The organism is Streptomyces sp. NBC_01016 (genome assembly GCF_026341035.1).
GTDB lineage: Bacteria > Actinomycetota > Actinomycetes > Streptomycetales > Streptomycetaceae > Streptomyces.
This window is the reverse complement of the sequence record NZ_JAPEOQ010000002.1, coordinates 3,692,621-3,710,105: the sequence shown is the minus strand read 5'-3', so window position 1 is coordinate 3,710,105 and position 17,485 is coordinate 3,692,621. Positions and strand designations below refer to the sequence as shown.

At 72.1% G+C, this 17,485-nt stretch carries 18 protein-coding genes; 8 read left to right on the top strand and 10 right to left on the bottom strand.

Features of this window, described 5'->3' with window-relative positions; translation table 11 throughout:
- The first annotated feature begins 88 nt into the window (after nucleotides 1-88).
- Both OG746_RS43620 and OG746_RS43615 read left to right on the top strand, forming a co-directional pair.
- Nucleotides 89-1,144 (top strand): D-alanyl-D-alanine carboxypeptidase family protein, encoded by a 1,056-nt coding sequence (locus OG746_RS43620; RefSeq protein WP_266724891.1) that lies wholly within the window; start codon nucleotides 89-91, stop codon nucleotides 1,142-1,144.
- Entirely contained in the window at nucleotides 1,144-1,791 is a 648-nt protein-coding gene (locus OG746_RS43615) for a class F sortase (RefSeq protein WP_266724889.1), read from the top strand. Before OG746_RS43620 ends, OG746_RS43615 begins: the two co-directional genes overlap by 1 nt.
- A gap of 34 nt (nucleotides 1,792-1,825) precedes the next feature.
- On the opposite strand, the gene OG746_RS43610 is transcribed toward OG746_RS43615, so the two are convergent.
- Entirely contained in the window at nucleotides 1,826-2,185 is a 360-nt protein-coding gene (locus OG746_RS43610; RefSeq protein WP_266724887.1) for an ArsR/SmtB family transcription factor, read from the bottom strand.
- A gap of 129 nt (nucleotides 2,186-2,314) precedes the next feature.
- Between OG746_RS43610 and OG746_RS43605 the strand changes: the two genes are divergently transcribed.
- On the top strand, nucleotides 2,315-3,661 hold the full coding sequence (locus tag OG746_RS43605; protein WP_266724885.1) for an MFS transporter: 1,347 nt from the start codon (nucleotides 2,315-2,317) through the stop codon (nucleotides 3,659-3,661).
- Between the two features lie 214 nt (nucleotides 3,662-3,875).
- On the opposite strand, the gene OG746_RS43600 is transcribed toward OG746_RS43605, so the two are convergent.
- Nucleotides 3,876-5,207 carry a carboxypeptidase regulatory-like domain-containing protein gene (locus OG746_RS43600; protein WP_266724883.1) on the bottom strand — a complete coding sequence of 444 codons (1,332 nt, stop codon included), beginning with the start codon at nucleotides 5,205-5,207 and terminating at the stop codon, nucleotides 3,876-3,878.
- A 53-nt stretch (nucleotides 5,208-5,260) separates the two neighbouring features.
- Here OG746_RS43600 and OG746_RS43595 point away from each other — a divergent pair, with 53 nt between their 5' ends.
- On the top strand, nucleotides 5,261-5,815 hold the full coding sequence (locus OG746_RS43595; RefSeq protein WP_266724882.1) for a TetR/AcrR family transcriptional regulator: 555 nt from the start codon (nucleotides 5,261-5,263) through the stop codon (nucleotides 5,813-5,815).
- A 182-nt stretch (nucleotides 5,816-5,997) separates the two neighbouring features.
- On the opposite strand, the gene OG746_RS43590 is transcribed toward OG746_RS43595, so the two are convergent.
- The gene (locus OG746_RS43590) at nucleotides 5,998-6,351 is read right to left on the bottom strand and encodes an ANTAR domain-containing protein (protein ID WP_266724880.1); all 354 of its coding nucleotides are present in this window, start codon (nucleotides 6,349-6,351) and stop codon (nucleotides 5,998-6,000) included.
- Nucleotides 6,352-6,508: 157 nt separating this feature from the next.
- Nucleotides 6,509-7,966, bottom strand: a complete 1,458-nt coding sequence (locus tag OG746_RS43585) for an MFS transporter (RefSeq protein WP_266724878.1) — start codon at nucleotides 7,964-7,966, stop codon at nucleotides 6,509-6,511.
- 192 nt (nucleotides 7,967-8,158) lie between these two features.
- Between OG746_RS43585 and OG746_RS43580 the strand changes: the two genes are divergently transcribed.
- The 3 genes from OG746_RS43580 to OG746_RS43570 all read left to right on the top strand — a co-directional run bounded on the left by OG746_RS43580 (nucleotide 8,159) and on the right by OG746_RS43570 (nucleotide 10,722).
- On the top strand, nucleotides 8,159-8,611 hold the full coding sequence (locus tag OG746_RS43580; RefSeq protein ID WP_266724876.1) for a MarR family winged helix-turn-helix transcriptional regulator: 453 nt from the start codon (nucleotides 8,159-8,161) through the stop codon (nucleotides 8,609-8,611).
- Between the two features lie 124 nt (nucleotides 8,612-8,735).
- Nucleotides 8,736-9,638, top strand: coding sequence for an LLM class F420-dependent oxidoreductase (locus tag OG746_RS43575; RefSeq protein WP_266724874.1), 903 nt, complete (start codon nucleotides 8,736-8,738; stop codon nucleotides 9,636-9,638).
- Nucleotides 9,639-9,738: 100 nt separating this feature from the next.
- Complete coding sequence (locus OG746_RS43570; protein ID WP_266724872.1) at nucleotides 9,739-10,722, top strand: hypothetical protein; 984 nt, start codon at nucleotides 9,739-9,741, stop codon at nucleotides 10,720-10,722.
- Here OG746_RS43570 and mftF read toward each other — a convergent pair.
- From mftF to mftA, 6 genes are all read right to left on the bottom strand, one after another.
- Nucleotides 10,607-12,139, bottom strand: coding sequence for a mycofactocin biosynthesis glycosyltransferase MftF (mftF, locus tag OG746_RS43565; RefSeq protein WP_266724870.1), 1,533 nt, complete (start codon nucleotides 12,137-12,139; stop codon nucleotides 10,607-10,609). The two genes, OG746_RS43570 and mftF, sit on opposite strands and share 116 nt — an antisense overlap.
- Nucleotides 12,136-12,867 carry a mycofactocin biosynthesis peptidyl-dipeptidase MftE gene (gene mftE, locus OG746_RS43560; protein ID WP_266724868.1) on the bottom strand — a complete coding sequence of 244 codons (732 nt, stop codon included), beginning with the start codon at nucleotides 12,865-12,867 and terminating at the stop codon, nucleotides 12,136-12,138. Before mftE ends, mftF begins: the two co-directional genes overlap by 4 nt.
- Nucleotides 12,860-14,044: a pre-mycofactocin synthase MftD gene (gene mftD / locus OG746_RS43555; RefSeq protein WP_266724866.1), complete on the bottom strand. Its 1,185-nt coding sequence runs from the start codon at nucleotides 14,042-14,044 to the stop codon at nucleotides 12,860-12,862. Before mftD ends, mftE begins: the two co-directional genes overlap by 8 nt.
- A gap of 80 nt (nucleotides 14,045-14,124) precedes the next feature.
- Nucleotides 14,125-15,333 (bottom strand): mycofactocin radical SAM maturase, encoded by a 1,209-nt coding sequence (mftC, locus tag OG746_RS43550; protein ID WP_266724864.1) that lies wholly within the window; start codon nucleotides 15,331-15,333, stop codon nucleotides 14,125-14,127.
- Nucleotides 15,330-15,665 (bottom strand): mycofactocin biosynthesis chaperone MftB, encoded by a 336-nt coding sequence (mftB, locus tag OG746_RS43545; RefSeq protein WP_266724862.1) that lies wholly within the window; start codon nucleotides 15,663-15,665, stop codon nucleotides 15,330-15,332. Before mftB ends, mftC begins: the two co-directional genes overlap by 4 nt.
- Nucleotides 15,650-15,793, bottom strand: coding sequence for a mycofactocin precursor MftA (mftA, locus tag OG746_RS43540; protein ID WP_266724861.1), 144 nt, complete (start codon nucleotides 15,791-15,793; stop codon nucleotides 15,650-15,652). The genes mftB and mftA overlap by 16 nt, the downstream gene beginning before the upstream one ends.
- A 142-nt stretch (nucleotides 15,794-15,935) precedes the next feature.
- On the opposite strand from mftA, the gene mftG reads away from it, so the two are divergent.
- Complete coding sequence (gene mftG / locus OG746_RS43535; RefSeq protein WP_266724859.1) at nucleotides 15,936-17,480, top strand: mycofactocin dehydrogenase MftG; 1,545 nt, start codon at nucleotides 15,936-15,938, stop codon at nucleotides 17,478-17,480.
- Nucleotides 17,481-17,485 lie beyond the last annotated feature (5 nt).

Sequence of the window (17,485 nt, the reverse complement as noted above, 5' to 3'; positions counted from 1 at the left end):
CCGGTTCTACGTTTCCGGCATGGCGTCTTTCCTCCGCTTTCGCCCTGCCTTTGGCAGGGCCGTTGTTTCGTGTGGCGTGTGCGCGGCGGTGTCCGCGGGCACGGCAGGACCCGCCGGTGCCGATCCGCCGGTGCCGGACCCGCCCGCGCCGCCGTCCGTCTCCGCGCTGTCGTGGGAGGTCATGGACGCGCGCACCGGCGACGTCCTCGCCTCGAAGGCGCCGCACCGCAGGCTGCCGCCCGCGAGCACGCTCAAGACCCTGTTCGCCCTGACCGTGCTGCCGAAGCTGCGCCAGGACGAGGTGCACCGGGCCACGTACAGGGATCTCTCCGATGTCTCCGAGGGCAGCAGCCTCGTCGGGGTCGACGAAGGCAACCGGTACACGGTCGCCGACCTGTGGCGCGGCGTGTTCCTCAGCTCCGGCAACGACGCCGTGCACACGCTCGCCCACATGAACGGCGGCGTCTCCCGCACCGTCGCGCAGATGCAGGCGACCGCCCGCCGGATCGGCGCCCGCGACACCCAGGTCCGCTCCCCCGACGGCTACGACACCCACGGCCAGTTCTCCTCCGCGCACGATCTGGCGCTGATCGCCAAGGAAGGCCTCAAGAACCACGACTTCCGGCGCTACATGGCCACGAAGTCGGCACGCTTCCCGGCGGCCGGCGGCCCGAAGGCGTTCGGCATCGAGAACACCAACCGGCTCCTCGTGGGCTCGCACGGAGTGGAGCCCTATCCGGGCCTGATCGGCGTCAAGAACGGCTACACGACCAAGGCCGGCTGCACCCTGGTCACCGCCGCGACCCACAACGGGCGCACCGTTCTGGTGACCGTCATGAACCCGCAGGACGGCGACTTCAACGCGGTCTACGAGGAGAGCCGCGCGCTGCTCGACTGGGGCGCGGAGGCGGCGCCCCTGCACGCACGGCAGGCGGCGGCGACCCGGCGCCCCTCGGCAACGCAGCAGTTGGCCGTCGCCGCCCCGGCGCCCGCGCCCGCCACGGGGGCCGAGCAGCCCGACGACACCTCGGGCGGGCTCGGCCGACTCCTCGGCGCGGCGGCCGGGTTGCTCGCCCTGGCGTGCCTGCCCGTGCTCATCGGCAGGCGGCTGCGCCGGCGACGGCACGCGGCCGGGGGCCGCTGATGCCGGCGATAGCCGAGTCCGCGCCCGCTGTGCAGCGTCGCCGCCCCACGTGGTCCTTCCTCGCGGCGACGCTGCTCGCCGGAGTCCTGCTCGTGCACCACGGGATATCCGGCGACGGGCCGCCGCAGCCCGAACCGGGCGCCGCGAAGCTCGGCACCGACACGCCGCCCGCCGACCCGCTGCCCGCCGCGGCTCCGCAGCGCATCCGCATCCCCGAGATCGGTGTGAACGCGCCGCTGACGCGCGTCGGCCGGGATCCGGAGGGATGGTTGGACGCGCCGCCGCCGGACAAGGCGAATCTGGCGGGCTGGTTCCCGGGGGCGGTCACGCCCGGCGAGCGCGGTACGGCGGTGATCGACGGGCACGTCGACAACGCCGAGGGCCGCGCCGTCTTCTACGGGCTCGGCGCGCTCAAGAAGGGCGAGCACATCGAGATCGACCGCGCCGACGGGAAGACGGCCGTCTTCGAGATCCACGGCATCGACGTCGTCGACAAGAAGCACTTCCCGTCCCGCCGGGTCTACGGCGGCACGGGCCTGCCCGAACTCCGCGTCATCACCTGCGGCGGCACGTACAGCAGGAGCAACGGGTACGCGGGGAACGTCGTCCTCTACGGCCTGCTCACCTCGGTCCGCGACCGTACGTGACGCAGTGAATGACGTGGTGACGCAGTAGCGTCGGCTAGTCGTGCGGGGCCTCTCCGGTCACCCGGTGGTCCGCGTGGCTCAGCGCCTCCGTCACCAGGCGCCGCAGGTGCCCGTCGGCGAGGCGGTAGTGCATGTGGCGGCCTTCGCGGCGCGCTTCGACGAGGCCCGCGAGGCGCAGCTTCGCCAGGTGCTGGCTGACGGCCGTGCGCGAGGCCGCGACGCGGTCGGCGAGCGATCCCACGTCCGACTCCTCCAGGGCGAGCAGCCACAGCACGTGCAGCCGGGTCGCGTCCGACAGCAGGGCGAACACCCGCGTCGCCTCGGCGAGTCGGGCGGCGTCGGGCTCGCGCGGGTGCGCGACGGCCGCGGTGGGGGTCGGATCGCTTGCGGGCATGGCCCCAGCCTAGATGCCAGGCCATGAAGCCCTTGTGCGAACCGCACACCGAACGGCAACATACTCGTCATGTGCGCAGGTGCGCACATGACGAGTGGTCTGTCGACGCAGCCTTCGGGAGGGGCCCGCATGCTCACGGTTCTGCGCCACCGCACGTACCGCCGTCTGTTCGGCGCCCAGGTCGTCGCCCTCGTCGGCACCGGTCTCGCCACCGTGGCGCTCGGGCTCCTGGCGTACGACATCGCGGGGGCGGACGCGGGCGCCGTGCTCGGCACCGCGCTCGCGATCAAGATGACGGCGTACGTGCTGGTGGCCCCGCTGGTGGGGGCGTTCGCGGAGCGCCTGCCGCGGCGCGCGGTGATGGTGGGCTCCGACCTGCTGCGGGCGGCCGTGGCCCTGATGCTGCCGTTCGTGGACCAGGTGTGGCAGGTCTACGTCCTGGTGTTCGTGCTGCAGTCCGCGTCGGCCGTCTTCACGCCCACCTTCCAGGCGCTGATCCCGGACGTGCTGCCCGACGAACGCGACTACACGCGCGCGTTGTCGCTCGCCCGGCTCGCGTACGACATGGAGAGCCTGTTCAGTCCGGCGCTCGCCGCGGCGCTGCTGTCCGTGCTCTCGTACCACCGCCTGTTCATGGGAACGGTCGTGGGTTTCCTCGCCTCGGCCGCGCTCGTGGTCTCGACGACCCTGCCCGAGCGAGCGCCCGCGCCCGCGCGCGCGGGTGGCGTGTTCGGCAAGGCGACGGCCGGCACTCGTCTCTTCCTCGCGCTCCCCCAGCTGCGGGGGCTGCTGGCGCTGAACCTGGCCGTGGCGGCGGCGAGCGCGATGGTGACCGTCAACTCCGTCGTCTACGTAAGGGACTTCCTGGGTCTGTCGTCGGGCGCGGTGCCGGTGGCGCTCGGGGCGTACGGGGCCGGGTCGATGGCGGTGGCGCTCGTGGTGCCGCGGCTGCTGGAGCGGGTCGGCGAGCGGGCGGTGATGGTGCGCGGGGCGCTGGCGCTGGGTGGCGTGTTCGCCGCCGTAGGTGTCATCACGGCAGCGCACTCCGGCAGTTGGCGGGTGCCCGCGCTGCTCGCCGCCTGGGCCGCGTTCGGTGGCGCGTGCTCCATGGTGCTCACGCCGACGGGCCGGCTGGTCCGGCGGGCCGCGCCGGAGCGGGAACGTACGGCGGCGTTCGCCGCGCAGTTCTCCCTGTCGCATGCGTGCTGGCTGCTCACGTATCCGCTGGCGGGGTGGTTGGGCGCGCGGGCCGGGCTCGGTGCGGCCGTGGTCGGGCTCGCGGTGGTGGCGGTGGGTGCGGGGGTCGCGGCGGCGCGGTTGTGGCCGGTGGGCGTGGACGGCTCGGTCCCGGAGGTGGAGCACGAGCACGTGGGGCTCGCCGCGGACCATCCGCATGTGCACGACGCCGTACGGGTCTCGGACGGTTGGCGGCACAGCCATCGGCGGTTCGGCGACGCGCTGCACGCGACCCGCTGAGACGCTGACGCGCCGAGCCAGTCGCCGGGCACGCGGCATCGACCAGGCACCATGCTGCTCATGGGACTTCACGAACAGCAGCGGCTTCATGAACAACAGGGGCCTCACGAACAGCGAGAGCTTCGACCGCTGTCGGACGAGGAGGTCGACGTGGTGCTGAGCACTCTCACCGAGATCGTTGCCGGAGGAGCCGGAGGAGCCGGAGCGGTTAGCCTCAGCGGCCGACCAGGGCGCCCTCCCGCGCCCGCAGCGTGAAGTCCGCGGTGGCCGGGGCCCCTTGACGTACGAGGATGCGCTGCGCCTCGGGGTGTCTGCCGGGGGCCGACGCCACCAGGCTGAGGTGGTCCTCGGGCAGGCCCGCCACCGCGTACCGGCCCCGGTCGTCGGTGAACGTGGAGACCAGCTGACGTCCGCGGCCGTCGAGTACGACGACGGCGGCGCCCCGCAGCGGCTCGTGAGCGGCATCGCCGACCACGCCGGTCAGCGTGGGGACCGGTTCGCCGAAGTGGTGGCGCTGGGCGGGCAGCGCGGTCGGCACGGGGGTCTCGGCTGCGGGATCGTCGACCGGGGCGGCCTCGCCCCCTGCCGCGCGTCGGTGCCGCGCGTGGTCGAGGGCGAGCAGGGCCAGGCCCGCCACGATCCATCCGCACAGGACGAGCAGCGGCTTGAGGACCCCGGCCCCGTCGAAGTACAGCACTCCGCGCAGCGCGTCGACGGCGTTGGCGAGCGGCATCACGGCGTGCACGCCCTGGAAGAACTCCGGCAGCAGTGGGGCGGCCACCGCTCCCCCGCTGGTCGGGATCGACATCACGATGAACAGCGTCATGCCGACCGCGGGCAGGAACTGCCGGGTGAACGGCGCGAGTCCGGAGGCGACCGTGGCGACCGCCGTGCTGAGGAGGAAGGCGACGCCGAGGACCGCCGGGTGGGCGTCGAAGTAGCCGAGCCCGACGCCCGCCCCGTATCCGACGAGGCTGAACACGGCGGCGACGGCGGCGATGGCCAGGAGCTTGCGGCGCCGGTCGAGGGCGACGGCGCGCAGCAGGGTCGTGGCGAGGATGTACGCGGGGATGTTCCAGGCGATGGCGAAGTACAGCACCGTCGAGCCGAGCAGGTCCTTCTGCGCGGTGGGCGCGACGTCGCGGACCGTCGGGGCGCCGCCCGTGAGTCCGCTGAACGCGCCGGTGAGCGTCTGCTCCAGGGAAGCGCCGTTGCCCTTGGCGACGTAGAGGACGGGGCGGTCCCCGGTGACGTATCCGGCGTAGGCGTCCCGGTCGAGGACCGCCTGGCGGGCCTCGCGGGCGGTGTCCACGGGGGTCACGTCGAAGCCGTCGGGGTATCGCGCGCGCAGCTCGTCCTCGACCCGGTCCGCCGAACCCGCCACCACCACCTCGACGTGGTGCGGCTTCGGGGCGTGCAGGGCCGGGGCGAAGAAGCAGAGGATGCCGAGGAAGAGGACGGCGGGGAACCAGGCCGCCTCGGCGAAGGCCTTGATCGCGACGGCCCGCGGCCGCTCGTACTTGTACCGATCGGAACAGGAATCCATGATCAATGGACGATACATGTACCTTCCGGTACGTTCAACGGGTGCCCCGAACCGTGAACACCGAGAAACGCGCCGAGCTGCTCGGCCAGGTCGTGGAGTACGTGCAGCGGCACGGCCTCGCGCACCTGTCGCTCGCCCCGCTCGCCGTGGAGATCGGCACGACGAAGCGGATGCTGCTCTACTACTTCGGCAGCCGCGAGCACCTCATCGCGCGCGCCCTCGCCGCGAGCCGGCCCGACGCCCACGCGCTGTTCGACCCGGTCGAGGACGTCGACGCACTGCGCGGCTCGGCCCGCGCCCTGTGGCGGGCGATCACGGTGGGCGAGCAGGCCGGCCCGATCCGGATACTGCTCCAGCTGCTGAGCCTGGCGGCGACCGATCCGGAACAGTACGGCGAGCTCGCCCGCGAGACCGTCGCGTTCATGGTCGACCCGATCGCGGACGCATATGCCCGCCTCGGCCACCCGGAGCCGGCGGCGCGCGAGCGCGCGACGCTGCTCGTGTCCGGGCTGCGCGGGCTGTGTCAGGACCGGCTGGTGACGGGCGATGCGGCCCGCACGGACGCGGCGGCCCGACGCCTCATCGAGGCGGCCCTGTCACCCGCGTGACGGACCCCGGTGACCGACCGGTCCAGCCCGCGTGAAGATTCCGGGCACGTTTGCGTTAGTGAGCGTTCCTGCGTGTTACTCCGAGGGGCAGAGCGGTCATTCGTGGCCGTGGCGGGTTCGGCAGTGAGCCCGCACCCGCTTCTCGGCAGGAGCCTGTCGGCCCGAGCCGGGGAGCGGGGCTTTCAGCCCGGTTCCGTCGCCACCGGATCCGCTGTCTCCCGGCGCTGAGCGAGTTGCCGCTCCAGCTCGGCGCGGATCACCGGGTCGAGCTCCTGGGTACGCGGCCAGGCGATCAGCCGGCGGGCGACCAGGCGGAGCCCGGTGTTGGTGCGCATGGAGATCTCGCGCAGCACGTCCCACGCCTCCGCGGGCCGGATCCCGCCCACCGCGATCACGACCCCGATGGCCTGGTCGATCACGGCGTGCGAGGTCACGGCCTCCTTCAACTGCTCGACCTGCTCCTCGAGTTCGGCGGATGCGGACCGCTCTGCCCTCTCGCAGGCAGCGTCCGCTGCGCGTCGGCGAGCCGGGAGCATCACGGTGCACCTCCAAGTGCCGTGCCTGGCAAGGGAATTCGAGTGTCCTTGTACCACTCCTGCCCGGCCCCTCGCACGACAACCGTCCCGTCGCGTATGCGTGGGGCAGATGCCGGGACGGCCCTCTGCGCGGGCCGCCCCTCACTCGCGGACGGCCTCAGGTGCGGGCCGGGGCCTGGTCGCCCTCGGTCGGCTGCGCTGCGACGGACTGGTCCGCACCCTCCTTGCGCAGCGCCGGGATGAGCGTCGCGACAGCGGCGGAGACCAGGGCGACACCACAGCCGATCATCAACCCGGTACGGAACCCGCCCTCGGAGGCGAGCGTGTAGCCGCCCATGGACATGGTCATCTGCGCGAGGACCACACCGATCACGGCAGAACCGATGGTCGTACCGAGCGAGCGCATCAGGGTGTTGAAGCCGTTGGCCGCGGCCGTCTCGGAGAGCGGCACCGAGCCCATGATGAGCGCGGGCATCGCGCCGTAGGCAAGGGCGACACCACTGTTGATCACGACTCCGGCGACCATGATGCCCCAGGCCGTCCCCATGAGCGGCAGCGCGACCCCGTATCCGACGGCGATCACGAGTGCGCCGCTGATGAGCGCGGTCTTCGGACCGCGCGCGTTGATCAGCTTTCCGCCGAGCGGCGAGATGAGCATCATCATGACGCCGCCGGGCGCCATCCAGAGGCCGGCGGCCAGCATCGACTGGCCCAGGCCGTACCCGGTGGCCTCGGGGAACTGCAGGACCTGCGGCGCGATCAGCATGAACGAGTACATGCCGACACCGATGAGGATGGAGGCGGCGTTGGTGAACAGCACGCGCGGGCGGGCGGTGGTCCGCAGGTCGACCAACGGGTCACGCGTGCGCAACTCGTAGAAGCCCCATACGAGAAGCGCCACGGCGGCGACACCGAAGAGCCCCAACGTGGCGCCCGAGGACCAGCCCCAGTCGGCGCCCTTGGAGATCGCGAGCAGCAGTGAGACAAGACCGATGGCCAGGCCGATCGCGCCGGGAGCGTCGAAGCGCTGCCCCTTGGCGGCCGCCGGAACGTCCGGCACGATCAGGAAGATCATGACGCCGATGATCGCGGCGAGCCCGGCGGCACCCCAGAACAGCACCCGCCAGTTCGCGTACTGCGCGACCGCGGCGGCGATCGGCAGGCCTATCGCGCCGCCGATTCCCATGGAGGCACTGACCAGGGCGATGGAACCGCTGAGCTTCTCGGTGGGCACGACATCCCGCAGCAGGGCGATACCGAGCGGCACCATGCCCATGCCCATCCCCTGCAGCCCGCGCCCGACGATCATCGGCACGACGGACGACGAGAGGGCGCACACCACCGAGCCGATGAACAGCGGCACGGCGCAGACGAGCATCATGCGGCGCTTGCCGATCAGGTCACCGAGGCGGCCGGAGACGGGCACGCACACACCCGAGACGAGCAGGGTGACCGTGATCACCCACGCCGCGTTCGAGGCGGACGTGTCCAGGATCCGGGGCAGTTCGGCGATGAGCGGGGTCACCAGCGTCTGCATGATCGCGGCGACGGTTCCGGCGAGCGCGAGGGTGGCGACGACGGCGCCCGCCCGGCTGCCCGACTGGGGCGCATCCATGAAGGACTCCTCAATCTCTTCAAACTCTTCAGCATGTGCAACGATGTGCATCGTACACACGATATGCATCGCACATACTCCATGCATGACACACATACCTGACGGCGCGGCACACAAGCGGGAAAGGAGTCCGGACGGCGCGCATGTCCTGCGACGCCCTGCGATACGGTCGACCTGGGAGGAAGCACGTACATGGACAAGCCATCGCACCTGGTCGAGTTCGAGCACATGGTGCTCGGCCGGCATCAACTCGGCAGCGAGAAGCGGCGCCGCGAGGCCGAACGCATGGAGCGCAGCGCCTACATCCTGCTGAGCCGGATCCGGGTCCAGGGCCCGATGTCGATCGGGCAGCTCAGCGAGGCGCTGCTGCTCGACGCGTCCACGCTCAACCGGCAGACGGCGAGCGCGATGCGGGCCGGCCTCCTGGAGCGGATCCCCGATCCCGACGGCGGCATGGCACGCAAGTTCCGGCTCACCGAAGAGGGCGAGCGGCGGCTCGACCACGAGCGCGCGACCCACATCCAGGAACTGGACAAGGTCTTCGAGGACTGGCCGGCCGACGACGTGGAGACCTTCGCCCACTACCTGCAGCGCTTCAACACCAGCATCGAACGGCTCAGCGGTCAGCCCTGGCCGCGCTCCTGAACCACCACAGGACAGTCACCAAGGCTCTTGCGTTTTTCGGCGCGCATCGGTACGCCCCTGGACAGGCCCCGCCAACGGGGGCCGTACGGGCGGCAGTTCCGCACAGAACCGGAGGATACGTGACATGCGATTCCTGTTTCACTACCCGGAGGCGCACGGGCCGGATGCCGACATGCTGGACGCCGGCCCTCTGACCGAAGTGGCCCGCGCTGCCGAGCAGTTCGGCTTCTCCGGGCTCTCCTTCAGCGAGCACCCTGCCCCCGGCGCGCGGTGGCTGAACCACGGCGGGCACCAGACGCTCGACCCCTTTGTGGCACTCTCCCACGCGTCAGCGGTCACCAGCCGACTGCGCCTCCTCACTTATCTGGCCGTCGCCCCGTACCGCAATCCACTGCTGCTGGCCAAGCAGGCGGCCACGCTCGACCGGCTCTCCGGCGGGCGGCTGATCCTGGGTCTCGGCGCCGGGTACCTGAAGGGCGAGTTCCACGCCCTGGGCGTCGACTTCGAGGAGCGCAACACGCTGTTCGACGAGGTGCTCGACGTGCTGCCGCTGCACTGGAGCGGCGAGCCGTTCAGCTACGCGGGCCGGCACTTCAATGTCCGCGACGTGCAGGCCCTGCCCCGGCCGGCGCAGCGGCCCATACCCCTGTGGATCGGCGGCAACTCACGGCTGACCCGGCGCCGGGTCGCGGAGCGGGCGCAGGGCTGGATGCCGATGTCCGGCGGCCCCGAACTGAGCACCACCGCCCGCACCCCGGCGCTGGGCCCACTGCCCGAACTGGCGGGCGCGATAGCGGAGGTGCGCGACGCCTCGTCCGCGGCCGGGCGCGGTGCCGACGTCGACGTACTGCACTCGTACCGCGATGACGCCCTCACCGATCCGACCCTGGACGCGGACCGGCACCGGGAGTTGTTCGCCGCTCTGGAGAAGGCCGGGGTGACGTGGACGGCCGTCTCATGTCCCAGCCGGTCGGCAGCGGCGACGCTGGAGTTCCTGGAGGCGTTCGGGACGACGTACGCGGGTTGATGTCCGGGCATCGGGAACCTCACGCGTCCCACGAGGCGTCCTGATCCCCGTATCCACAGAACCACGCGACCGCGGTACCGCACGGAGGTAGGGCCCGACCATGGAAAACGACGTCAGGCCCTACCGGGGCACGCTGTACCGCTTCACCCTCTGGGTGTCACTGGCCACCGCCGTACTCGGGTTCGCGATCCTCGCCGGCGCGTTCGCGGCGGCGTGGGACGGCTTCGAACACGTCCGGGAGTACGCGGACCGCAACATAGCCAACGAGGACTCCTACTACGCGTACGCGGACGAGAACCTGGACCCCATGCAGGCCGTCGGCGCCGTGGCGGCGCCGGTGTTCCTGCTGCTGGCGCTGGTCGTCGTCTCCGTGCTCCACAGCGCGTACGCGGTCGGCAGTTCCCATGCCCGGCGCGACGGGGGGCCGCTGTCCGTCGGCGAGTTGTGGCGGCGCACGCGTCCGCGCCTGTTCGCCGCCGTCGTGGCCAACTTCCTGACCGGCATCTTCGTGGCCGTCGTGGTGTGGGCGGGCCTGTTCCTGTTCACCCTGGTCGACGCACACGAGGTGCCCGGCGTCGAACCCACGCCCATAGGTGAGACCGCGTCCTGGCAGTACACGCTGGTGGGTTGGGTGCTGCCGATCGTCATCTGGTCTCTCGGCCCGCTGGTCTGGTTCCGGCTGTCCGGTGCCACGGCCGAGACGGTGCTGGAGCGCCGCAACCCGTTCGCGGCGGTGTACCGCTCCTGGGTGCTGACCCGTCGCGCCCGTCGGCGCACGTTCGGCCTGGGCCTGCTGTCGTGTGCGGCGGCCGTGCTCGCCTACGTAGTGGTCGTGTACGCGGCCGGCCCCCTGAACCACTACGCCGGGCTCGGCATGCTGTGGCTCAACGACGACAACGTGTGGATGACCGGCGTACTGATGATCATCTTCCCCACCGCGGTGGCCCTGCTCCTGCTGCCGCCGCTGGTCATGCCGCTGGTGTGCGCCGGAGTCGCGCGTCTCCACGGGGACATGCGCGCTCGGGAGGAAGCGGGGAGCGGGGACGGGCTGCCCGCACGATCCGAGGGCGCAACGCAGCCGTAGAGCGGCCCTTGAGCGCCGACAGCCACACCCCGGAGCCGTACGCGACATCGTCGAGGCGACGCGCGACGGCGTAGCGGACGGGGTCGAGGCGGGTGGGCTCGGGGCCGCGTCCGAGGGTTTCCAGGGCGACGTCCGTGACCGCCGCGACGGCCGTGGCCCGGCGCAGGCGGCGCGAGACCAGGCAGCCCACGACGGTCAGCGGCCACCAGTGGCGGGTGAGCAGCGCCGTGCCCTGGGTGAGCGACGCGAGCGAGCCGAGGGCCGTGAGACGGGCCGCGTGCGGCAGGGGGTGTTCGATGCCCTTCAGCTTCTGGGCGTTGCGGACGGTGGCGACGGCCGCGAGTCCGCCCGCCACCGGCAGCGACCAGCGGCGCTGCGCGAGCAGGGCGACGAGCATGGCGGCGCTCCACGGCGCGAGGATCGCGGGGGCGATGTTGTCCGGGTGGCGGAGGGCCAGGGGGTGCGCGCCGGTGCCGTAGACGGCCTTGCGGTGGAACCAGTCGGCGAGTTCCACCCGGTGTTCGTGCGCGGCCTGCACGGCGGGCTCGTAGCGGATGCGTCCGCCGTCCGCGGTCAGCCGCCAGCACAGGTCGACGTCCTCCCCCACGCGCATCCCGGCGTCGAAGCCGTCGGCCTTGGTGAGCGCGTCGGTGCGGGCGAGCATGCAGGCGCTGGGGACCCAGGAGACGGGGGTGCCGGTGCGCACGGCGGCCGGGTGGCGGCCCAGATCGAGGGAGGAGCGGGTGCTCTCGTAGCGGCCCAGCCAGCGCTCCGCGCCGGGGCCTGGCAGTGCGGTGATCCGGGGCACGGCGAGCACGACGGCCGGGTCGGCGAAGTGGCGCAGCAGGACGTCGACTGTGTCTTTAGCGAGGACGATGTCCGAGTCGACGAACACCACGTACGACGTGGTGACTTCGCGCAGCCCCGCGTTGCGGGCGCCGGCCGGGCCGAGGTTGTCGGCGAGCGGGAGTACGCGCGCGTGGTGGCGCCCGGCTACGGCGGCGACGGGGGCCGGTTCGTGCGAGGCGTCGTCGACGACGATCACCGGGGCGTCGGTCGTGGTGGCACGGATGCTCGCGAGCGCGCGGTCGAGCTGGTCGGGGCGGTCGCGTATGGGGATGACGTATGTGACCGTGCCGTTCGGGTCGTTTGGGGCGCTCAGTTCGCTCGGTGGCAGTTCGGTGACCAGCGGGTGGGCGAGGCCGGTGGCGAGCAGCCGGTCGGCGAGGACTGCGCCCGCCCGGTCGCGTACACGCAGGGTGCGCCCGGTCAGGAGTGCACGGGCGCGTGGTGTCAGCCGCAGCAGCCGTGTCGGGTGGCCGCCGAGCAGCGCGCGCCCTCCGTCGAGGACGCTGGTGTGCCGCTCGAGCCCGATGACGTATCCGTGCGGGAGGGGCATGCCGCCCTTGCCGCTCATGCGGCTCCTTGCGGTACGGCGGTCACGAGCCGGCCTCGTGGGTCTGCGCGGCCCGCGGTGACGAGGTGGACGGCGTGAGACACCATCGCCTCGACCAGCGCGCGCCCCTCCTCGGCGGTGGCGCCGGTCGGATCGCCGAGGACGCCGTTCGGGGAGACGCCGCGTACGCCGTGGGTCATGAGGTGGGGCAGGAGTTCGGTCAGTGGGCGGGGGTCGCCGGGGGCCGCCTCCGAGAGCCGTACGTCGCCCGGGGCGAGGTGCAGCATGACGGAGGTCTCGGTGCGGCCGGCGTGGGCGTCGCCGCCGGGCGGAGCGCAGCCGAGCCAGGCCACGTCGTGGCCTTCGTAACGGAGTTGGGCGCAGGCCGCGTCGAGGGTGGTGACGTTGCCGCCGTGGCCGTTGAGGAGGACGACGCGGCCCGCCCACAGGGACAGGGACCGCACCGTCTCGACGAGGACCGCGTGCAGCGCCTCGTGGCCGATGGAGAGAGTGCCGGGAAAACCGGCGTGTTCACCGCTCGCGCCGTACGCGAAGGTGGGCGCCAAGACGACACCCTCGTACGCGAGTTGGTGCGCCAGGCGACGCGCCACGGCTTCGGCGATCGTGCTGTCCGTGTGGAACGGCAGGTGCGGGCCGTGCTGTTCGGTGGAGCCGACGGGGACGAGGACCAGGGCGCGCTCCGGCACCGTGGGCCAGGTCGCGCGCGCCAGTTCCACCGGTTCAGGCACGCGGGACTCCGATGGTGCGGGTGAAGCCGTCCGGGATCGCCAGGTCGTCCGGGCCCAGTTCGTCGACGGAGGCGTGCCCGAGGCCGAGGACCGCGGAGTCGAGGCCGCCGCGCAGGATGTCCAGGACGTTCTCCACGCCCGCCTGCCCGTTGGCGGCGAGGCCCCACAGGTAGGCGCGGCCGATGAGGACGGCTCGGGCGCCGAGCGCGAGGGCCTTGGCGACATCGCCGCCGCGCCGCACGCCACCGTCGAGGAGTACCTCGATGTCGGCACCGACCGCCTCGGCGATGGACGGCAGGAGGCGGATGGTGGCGGGCGTGGTGTCGAGGTTGTTGCCGCCGTGGTTGGAGACAGAGATGCCGGTGACACCCGCGTCGACGGCACGCTTGGCGTCGTCGACCCTGCTGACACCCTTGAGCAGGAAGGGGCCTCCCCACTCCTTGCGCATCCACTCCACGTCGTCCCAGGTGGGCGGGGCCGTCTGCATCCACTCGCCGTAGGCGCCGAAGAAGGTCGGGGCCTGCCCGCCGGGGGCCTGCAAGTTGGGGGTGGTCAGGTCGGGGATGCGGCGGGACCTGGCGAACGCGAGGAGCCAGCGCGGGTGCGGCAGCACGTCGGGGGCGAACTTCACGGCCGTACGCAGGTCGATGCGTTCGGGGATCGGCGGGCTGCCCCAGTCCCGGCCGTTGGAGAACGACCAGTCCAGGGTGGCGATGAGCGCCTTGGCGCCGGCCGCCCTGGCGCGCTCCATGCGCTGCGTCATGGAGTCGCGGCTGCCCATCCAGTACATCTGGTAGAAGGTGTTCGGGTTGGCCTCGGCGACCTCCTCCACGGACCGGCTCGCGAACGAGCTGAGCCCCATGATCACGCCTCGGTTGGCGGCGGCGCGGGCCACGGCCACCTCTCCGTCGGGGTGGACGGCCTGCACACCGGTCGGCGAGATCAGCACGGGGAACGCGGACTCGACGCCGAGGACGGTGGTCGTCAGGTTCCGTTCGGCGTGGTGGCCCACCACCCTTGGCGCGAAGCCGAGTTCGGCGAACGCGCCGATGTTGTCGCCGATGGTGCGGCCGCGTTCCGAGCCGGCGACCAGGGCGCCGTAAACACTGCTCGGCAGGTACTTCTTGGCGCGTCGCTGGGCCTCGGCGACCGTTTCGAACCATGGGTTTCTTGCCATGGGGCGGATTGCTCCTCGTCGGGTGATCGCGTCGTCGGGTGGCGGCCGGGCTGAGTCCTGCTACAGGGTTCTGAGTCCTGCTACTGGGTTCTGAGTCCTGCTACAGGGTTCTCGTCGCAGTCCGACACGGGCGGCCGCCGTGTGAGCGGCACGACGACGGGGCCGGTGCGGTGGGAGTGGTCTCCGGACGGCTTCGGGATCGTGGAGCCGTCCCGGGCGCGCTCCGCGAGGAGTTGCTCCCCGTACCCCTGGACGCACTCCGGGTCGGGGCCGTCCAGCGGCAGTCCGGTGAAGAACTTCGCGGCCATGCAGCCGCCCTTGCAGGTGTCGTAGAACGTGCAGGACGCGCAGGCCCCGCCCTGCTGCGGCTCACGCAGCCGGAGGAAGAGGTCCGACTCCCGCCACACACCGGCGAAGCCGCCCGCCTCGCGCACACTCCCCGCGAGGAACTCGTCGTGGATGGCGAACGGGCAGGCGTACACGTCCCCGATGGGGTCGATGAGACAGACGACGCGGCCCGCTCCGCACAGGTTCAGGCCCGACAGAGCCTCTCCGTAGGCGGACAGGTGGAAGAACGAGTCGCCGGTGAGGACCTCGCCGTCGTGCGCCACCAGCCAGTCGTAGAGCTGGCGTTGCTGGGCGGGCAGCGGGTGCAGCTCGTCCCACACGTCGGCGCCGCGTCCGGAGGGGCGAAGGCGGGTGAGGCGGAGTTGGGCGCCGTACTCGTCGGCGAGCGCCTTGAAGTCGTCCATCTGCGGGATGTTGTGGCGGGTGCAGACGACGGAGAGCTTGAAGTTCTTCATGCCAGCGTCGGACAGATTGCGCATCGCGCGCAGGGCCGTGTCGTACGAACCCGCCCCGCGCACCGCGTCGTTGACGTCGGCCGTGGCTCCGTCGAGGGAGATCTGTACGTCGATGTAGTCGTTGGCGGCGAGGCGCCGGGCGACCTCCGGCGTGATGCGCACGCCGTTCGTGGAGAACTTGATGCCGACGTGGTGGGCGGTGGCGTAGTCGAGCAGCTCGAAGAAGTCGGGGCGCACGGTCGGCTCGCCGCCGCCGATGTTGACGTAGAAGACCTGCATGGCCTCCAGCTCGTCGATGACGGCCTTGGCCTCGGCGGTGGACAGCTCGCGAGGGTCGCGGCGGCCAGAGCTGGACAGGCAGTGGGTGCAGGACAGATTGCAGGCGTAGGTGAGTTCCCAGGTGAGGCAGATCGGCGCGTCGAGACCGTACTCGAACAGGTCCACCAGGCGCTCACCGGGCTTGGCGGCCAAGGGAGTTGAGGTCACGGTGTCGGGCTCCTTTCGACCAGCATCGACGAGCGGGCCAGGACGGCGAGGGCGCGTGCGTACCGGGCCGTGTCCGCGTCACCGGCGCCGGCGCTCGCGCAGGCGGCGCGTGCGGTGGGGGACGTCGACAGCGCCTGGACGACGGCGAGCAGTCCCCGGTCCTTGAGGAAGGACAGTTTGCGCGTGCCGAAGTGGTACAGCAGCGCGCCGAAGGGTTCGGGCCTGACCGACACCTGGGGGTGCACGTCCCAGGCGCGGTCCAGGTCGAACGTGGAGGAGGCGGGGGAGGCGGCCGGGACGGGGGCGGCGGGCACGATCAGTACACGCCGCACATGCCGTCGATCGACACCTCTTCGACCAGGTCGTCGGCCTCGATGAGGGGTTCGTCGGTCGAAGAGGCGGAGGCGGTGGAGGCGGCGGGCGCCTCGGGGGCAGCGACGGCTTCGAGCTGCTCGTTCATGCGGAACTCCCTGATACCGATGGGTGGTTGAGGGTGTGCGCGAACGGGTTCGAGAGTATTGGCATGCGATGCCAAAAGAAAGGGTGCGAGCACCGCCGAGGGTCTTGCGCGCCGGTGTCGCGGCGGGATTGGATCCGGTCCCATGGGTCCGATCGCGTCCGCCCGTCCCGATGTGCTGGTCGTCGGTGCCGGCGGCGCGGGTGCCGTGCTGGCGGCGCGACTGAGCGAGGACGTCGGCCGGAACGTGCTGCTGGTGGAGGCCGGTCCGGTGCCTGCGGCATTCGATCCGGATTTGCTGGACGCGCGCCTCGTACCGGGGGCCCGGCCCGACCATCCCGCCACCCGCTCCCATGCCGTTCGGCTCACTCCGCAGCGGCCGTGGTCGGTGCCGCGCGGCCGTGTGCTGGGCGGCTCCACGACGGTCAACGGCGGGTACTTCGTCCGAGCCCGGCGCGAGGACTTCACCCGGTGGGCCGGGGCCGGGAATCCCGCCTGGGCGTACGAACGGGTGCTGCCGTTGCTGCGCGCCCTGGAGGACGACCTCGACTTCGGCCGCGGCGAGGTGCACGGGATCGGTGGGCCGATGCCCGTCACGCGCGGCCGCCTGACCCACCCCGCCGCCGTGGCCTTCCGCGAGGCCGCCCGGGGACTGGGTTTCGCCTCCGAGCCCGACAAGAACGACCAGGGCCCGCCCGGCTTCGGGCCCGTGCCGTCGAACTCCGTCGACGGCGTGCGCTGGAACACCGGGCTCGCCTACCTGCCGACGCCGGTGCAGGACCGGCCCAACCTCACCGTGCTGGGCGATTGTTCCGTACGGCGGGTGGTGGTCGAGCGCGGGCGAGCCGCGGGGGTCGTGGTCGAGCGCGACGGGGCGTGGGAGACGCTCGACGCCGGGTGCGTGGTGCTGTGCGCGGGCGCGCTCGTCACGCCCCGCCTGCTCCTGCTCTCCGGGATCGGCCCACGCACGGATCTCGAACGCGCCGGGGTTCCCGTCGTCCGCGACGCGCCCGCGGTCGGCGCCCACCTCGGCGACCATCCGCAACTGGTCCTGGACTGGCAGCCGCGCGACGACCTCGGCCCGCCCGCCACCGGCTGGCTCGGCGGCTGTCTGCACCTCAACTCCCCCGGCGGGCCACCGGGTTGCCCGGGCGACATCGAGATCCTCCAGTCACTGGTCCCGATGGCCGGGCTCGTCGGCGGGACCGCCCGGGTGCCTGGTGCTCCGCACTCGTTCCTCGCCTCCGTCCAGACGCCGCGCCCCACCGGCCGGCTCCGGCTGCTCTCCGCCGATCCGGAGGTCCCGCCCGCCATCGACTACGACTATCTGCGCGACGGCGAGGTCCTGCGCCGCCTGCGCGCGGCCGTCCGCGTGACGGCCGGCCTCCTGGACACCGCGCCCTTCACTAAGGTCTCCGATGGCGGTCTGCTCGCTCCCGGCCACGAGGCGCTCCGCGAAGACCGCGCGCTAGATGCATGGATCCGCGACCACCTCGGCACAGCCCAACACACCTGTGGAACCGTCCCGATGGGCCCCGCCGTCGACCAGTACGGGCGTGTGCACGGGATACGTGGGCTGCGGGTCGCGGACACGTCCATACTGCCGGACACACCGCACCGTGGCCCGGCCGCGACCGCCGTGCTGATCGGTGAGCTGATCGCCGACGCGATGCGGCGCGAGCTGCCCTGAGGCGC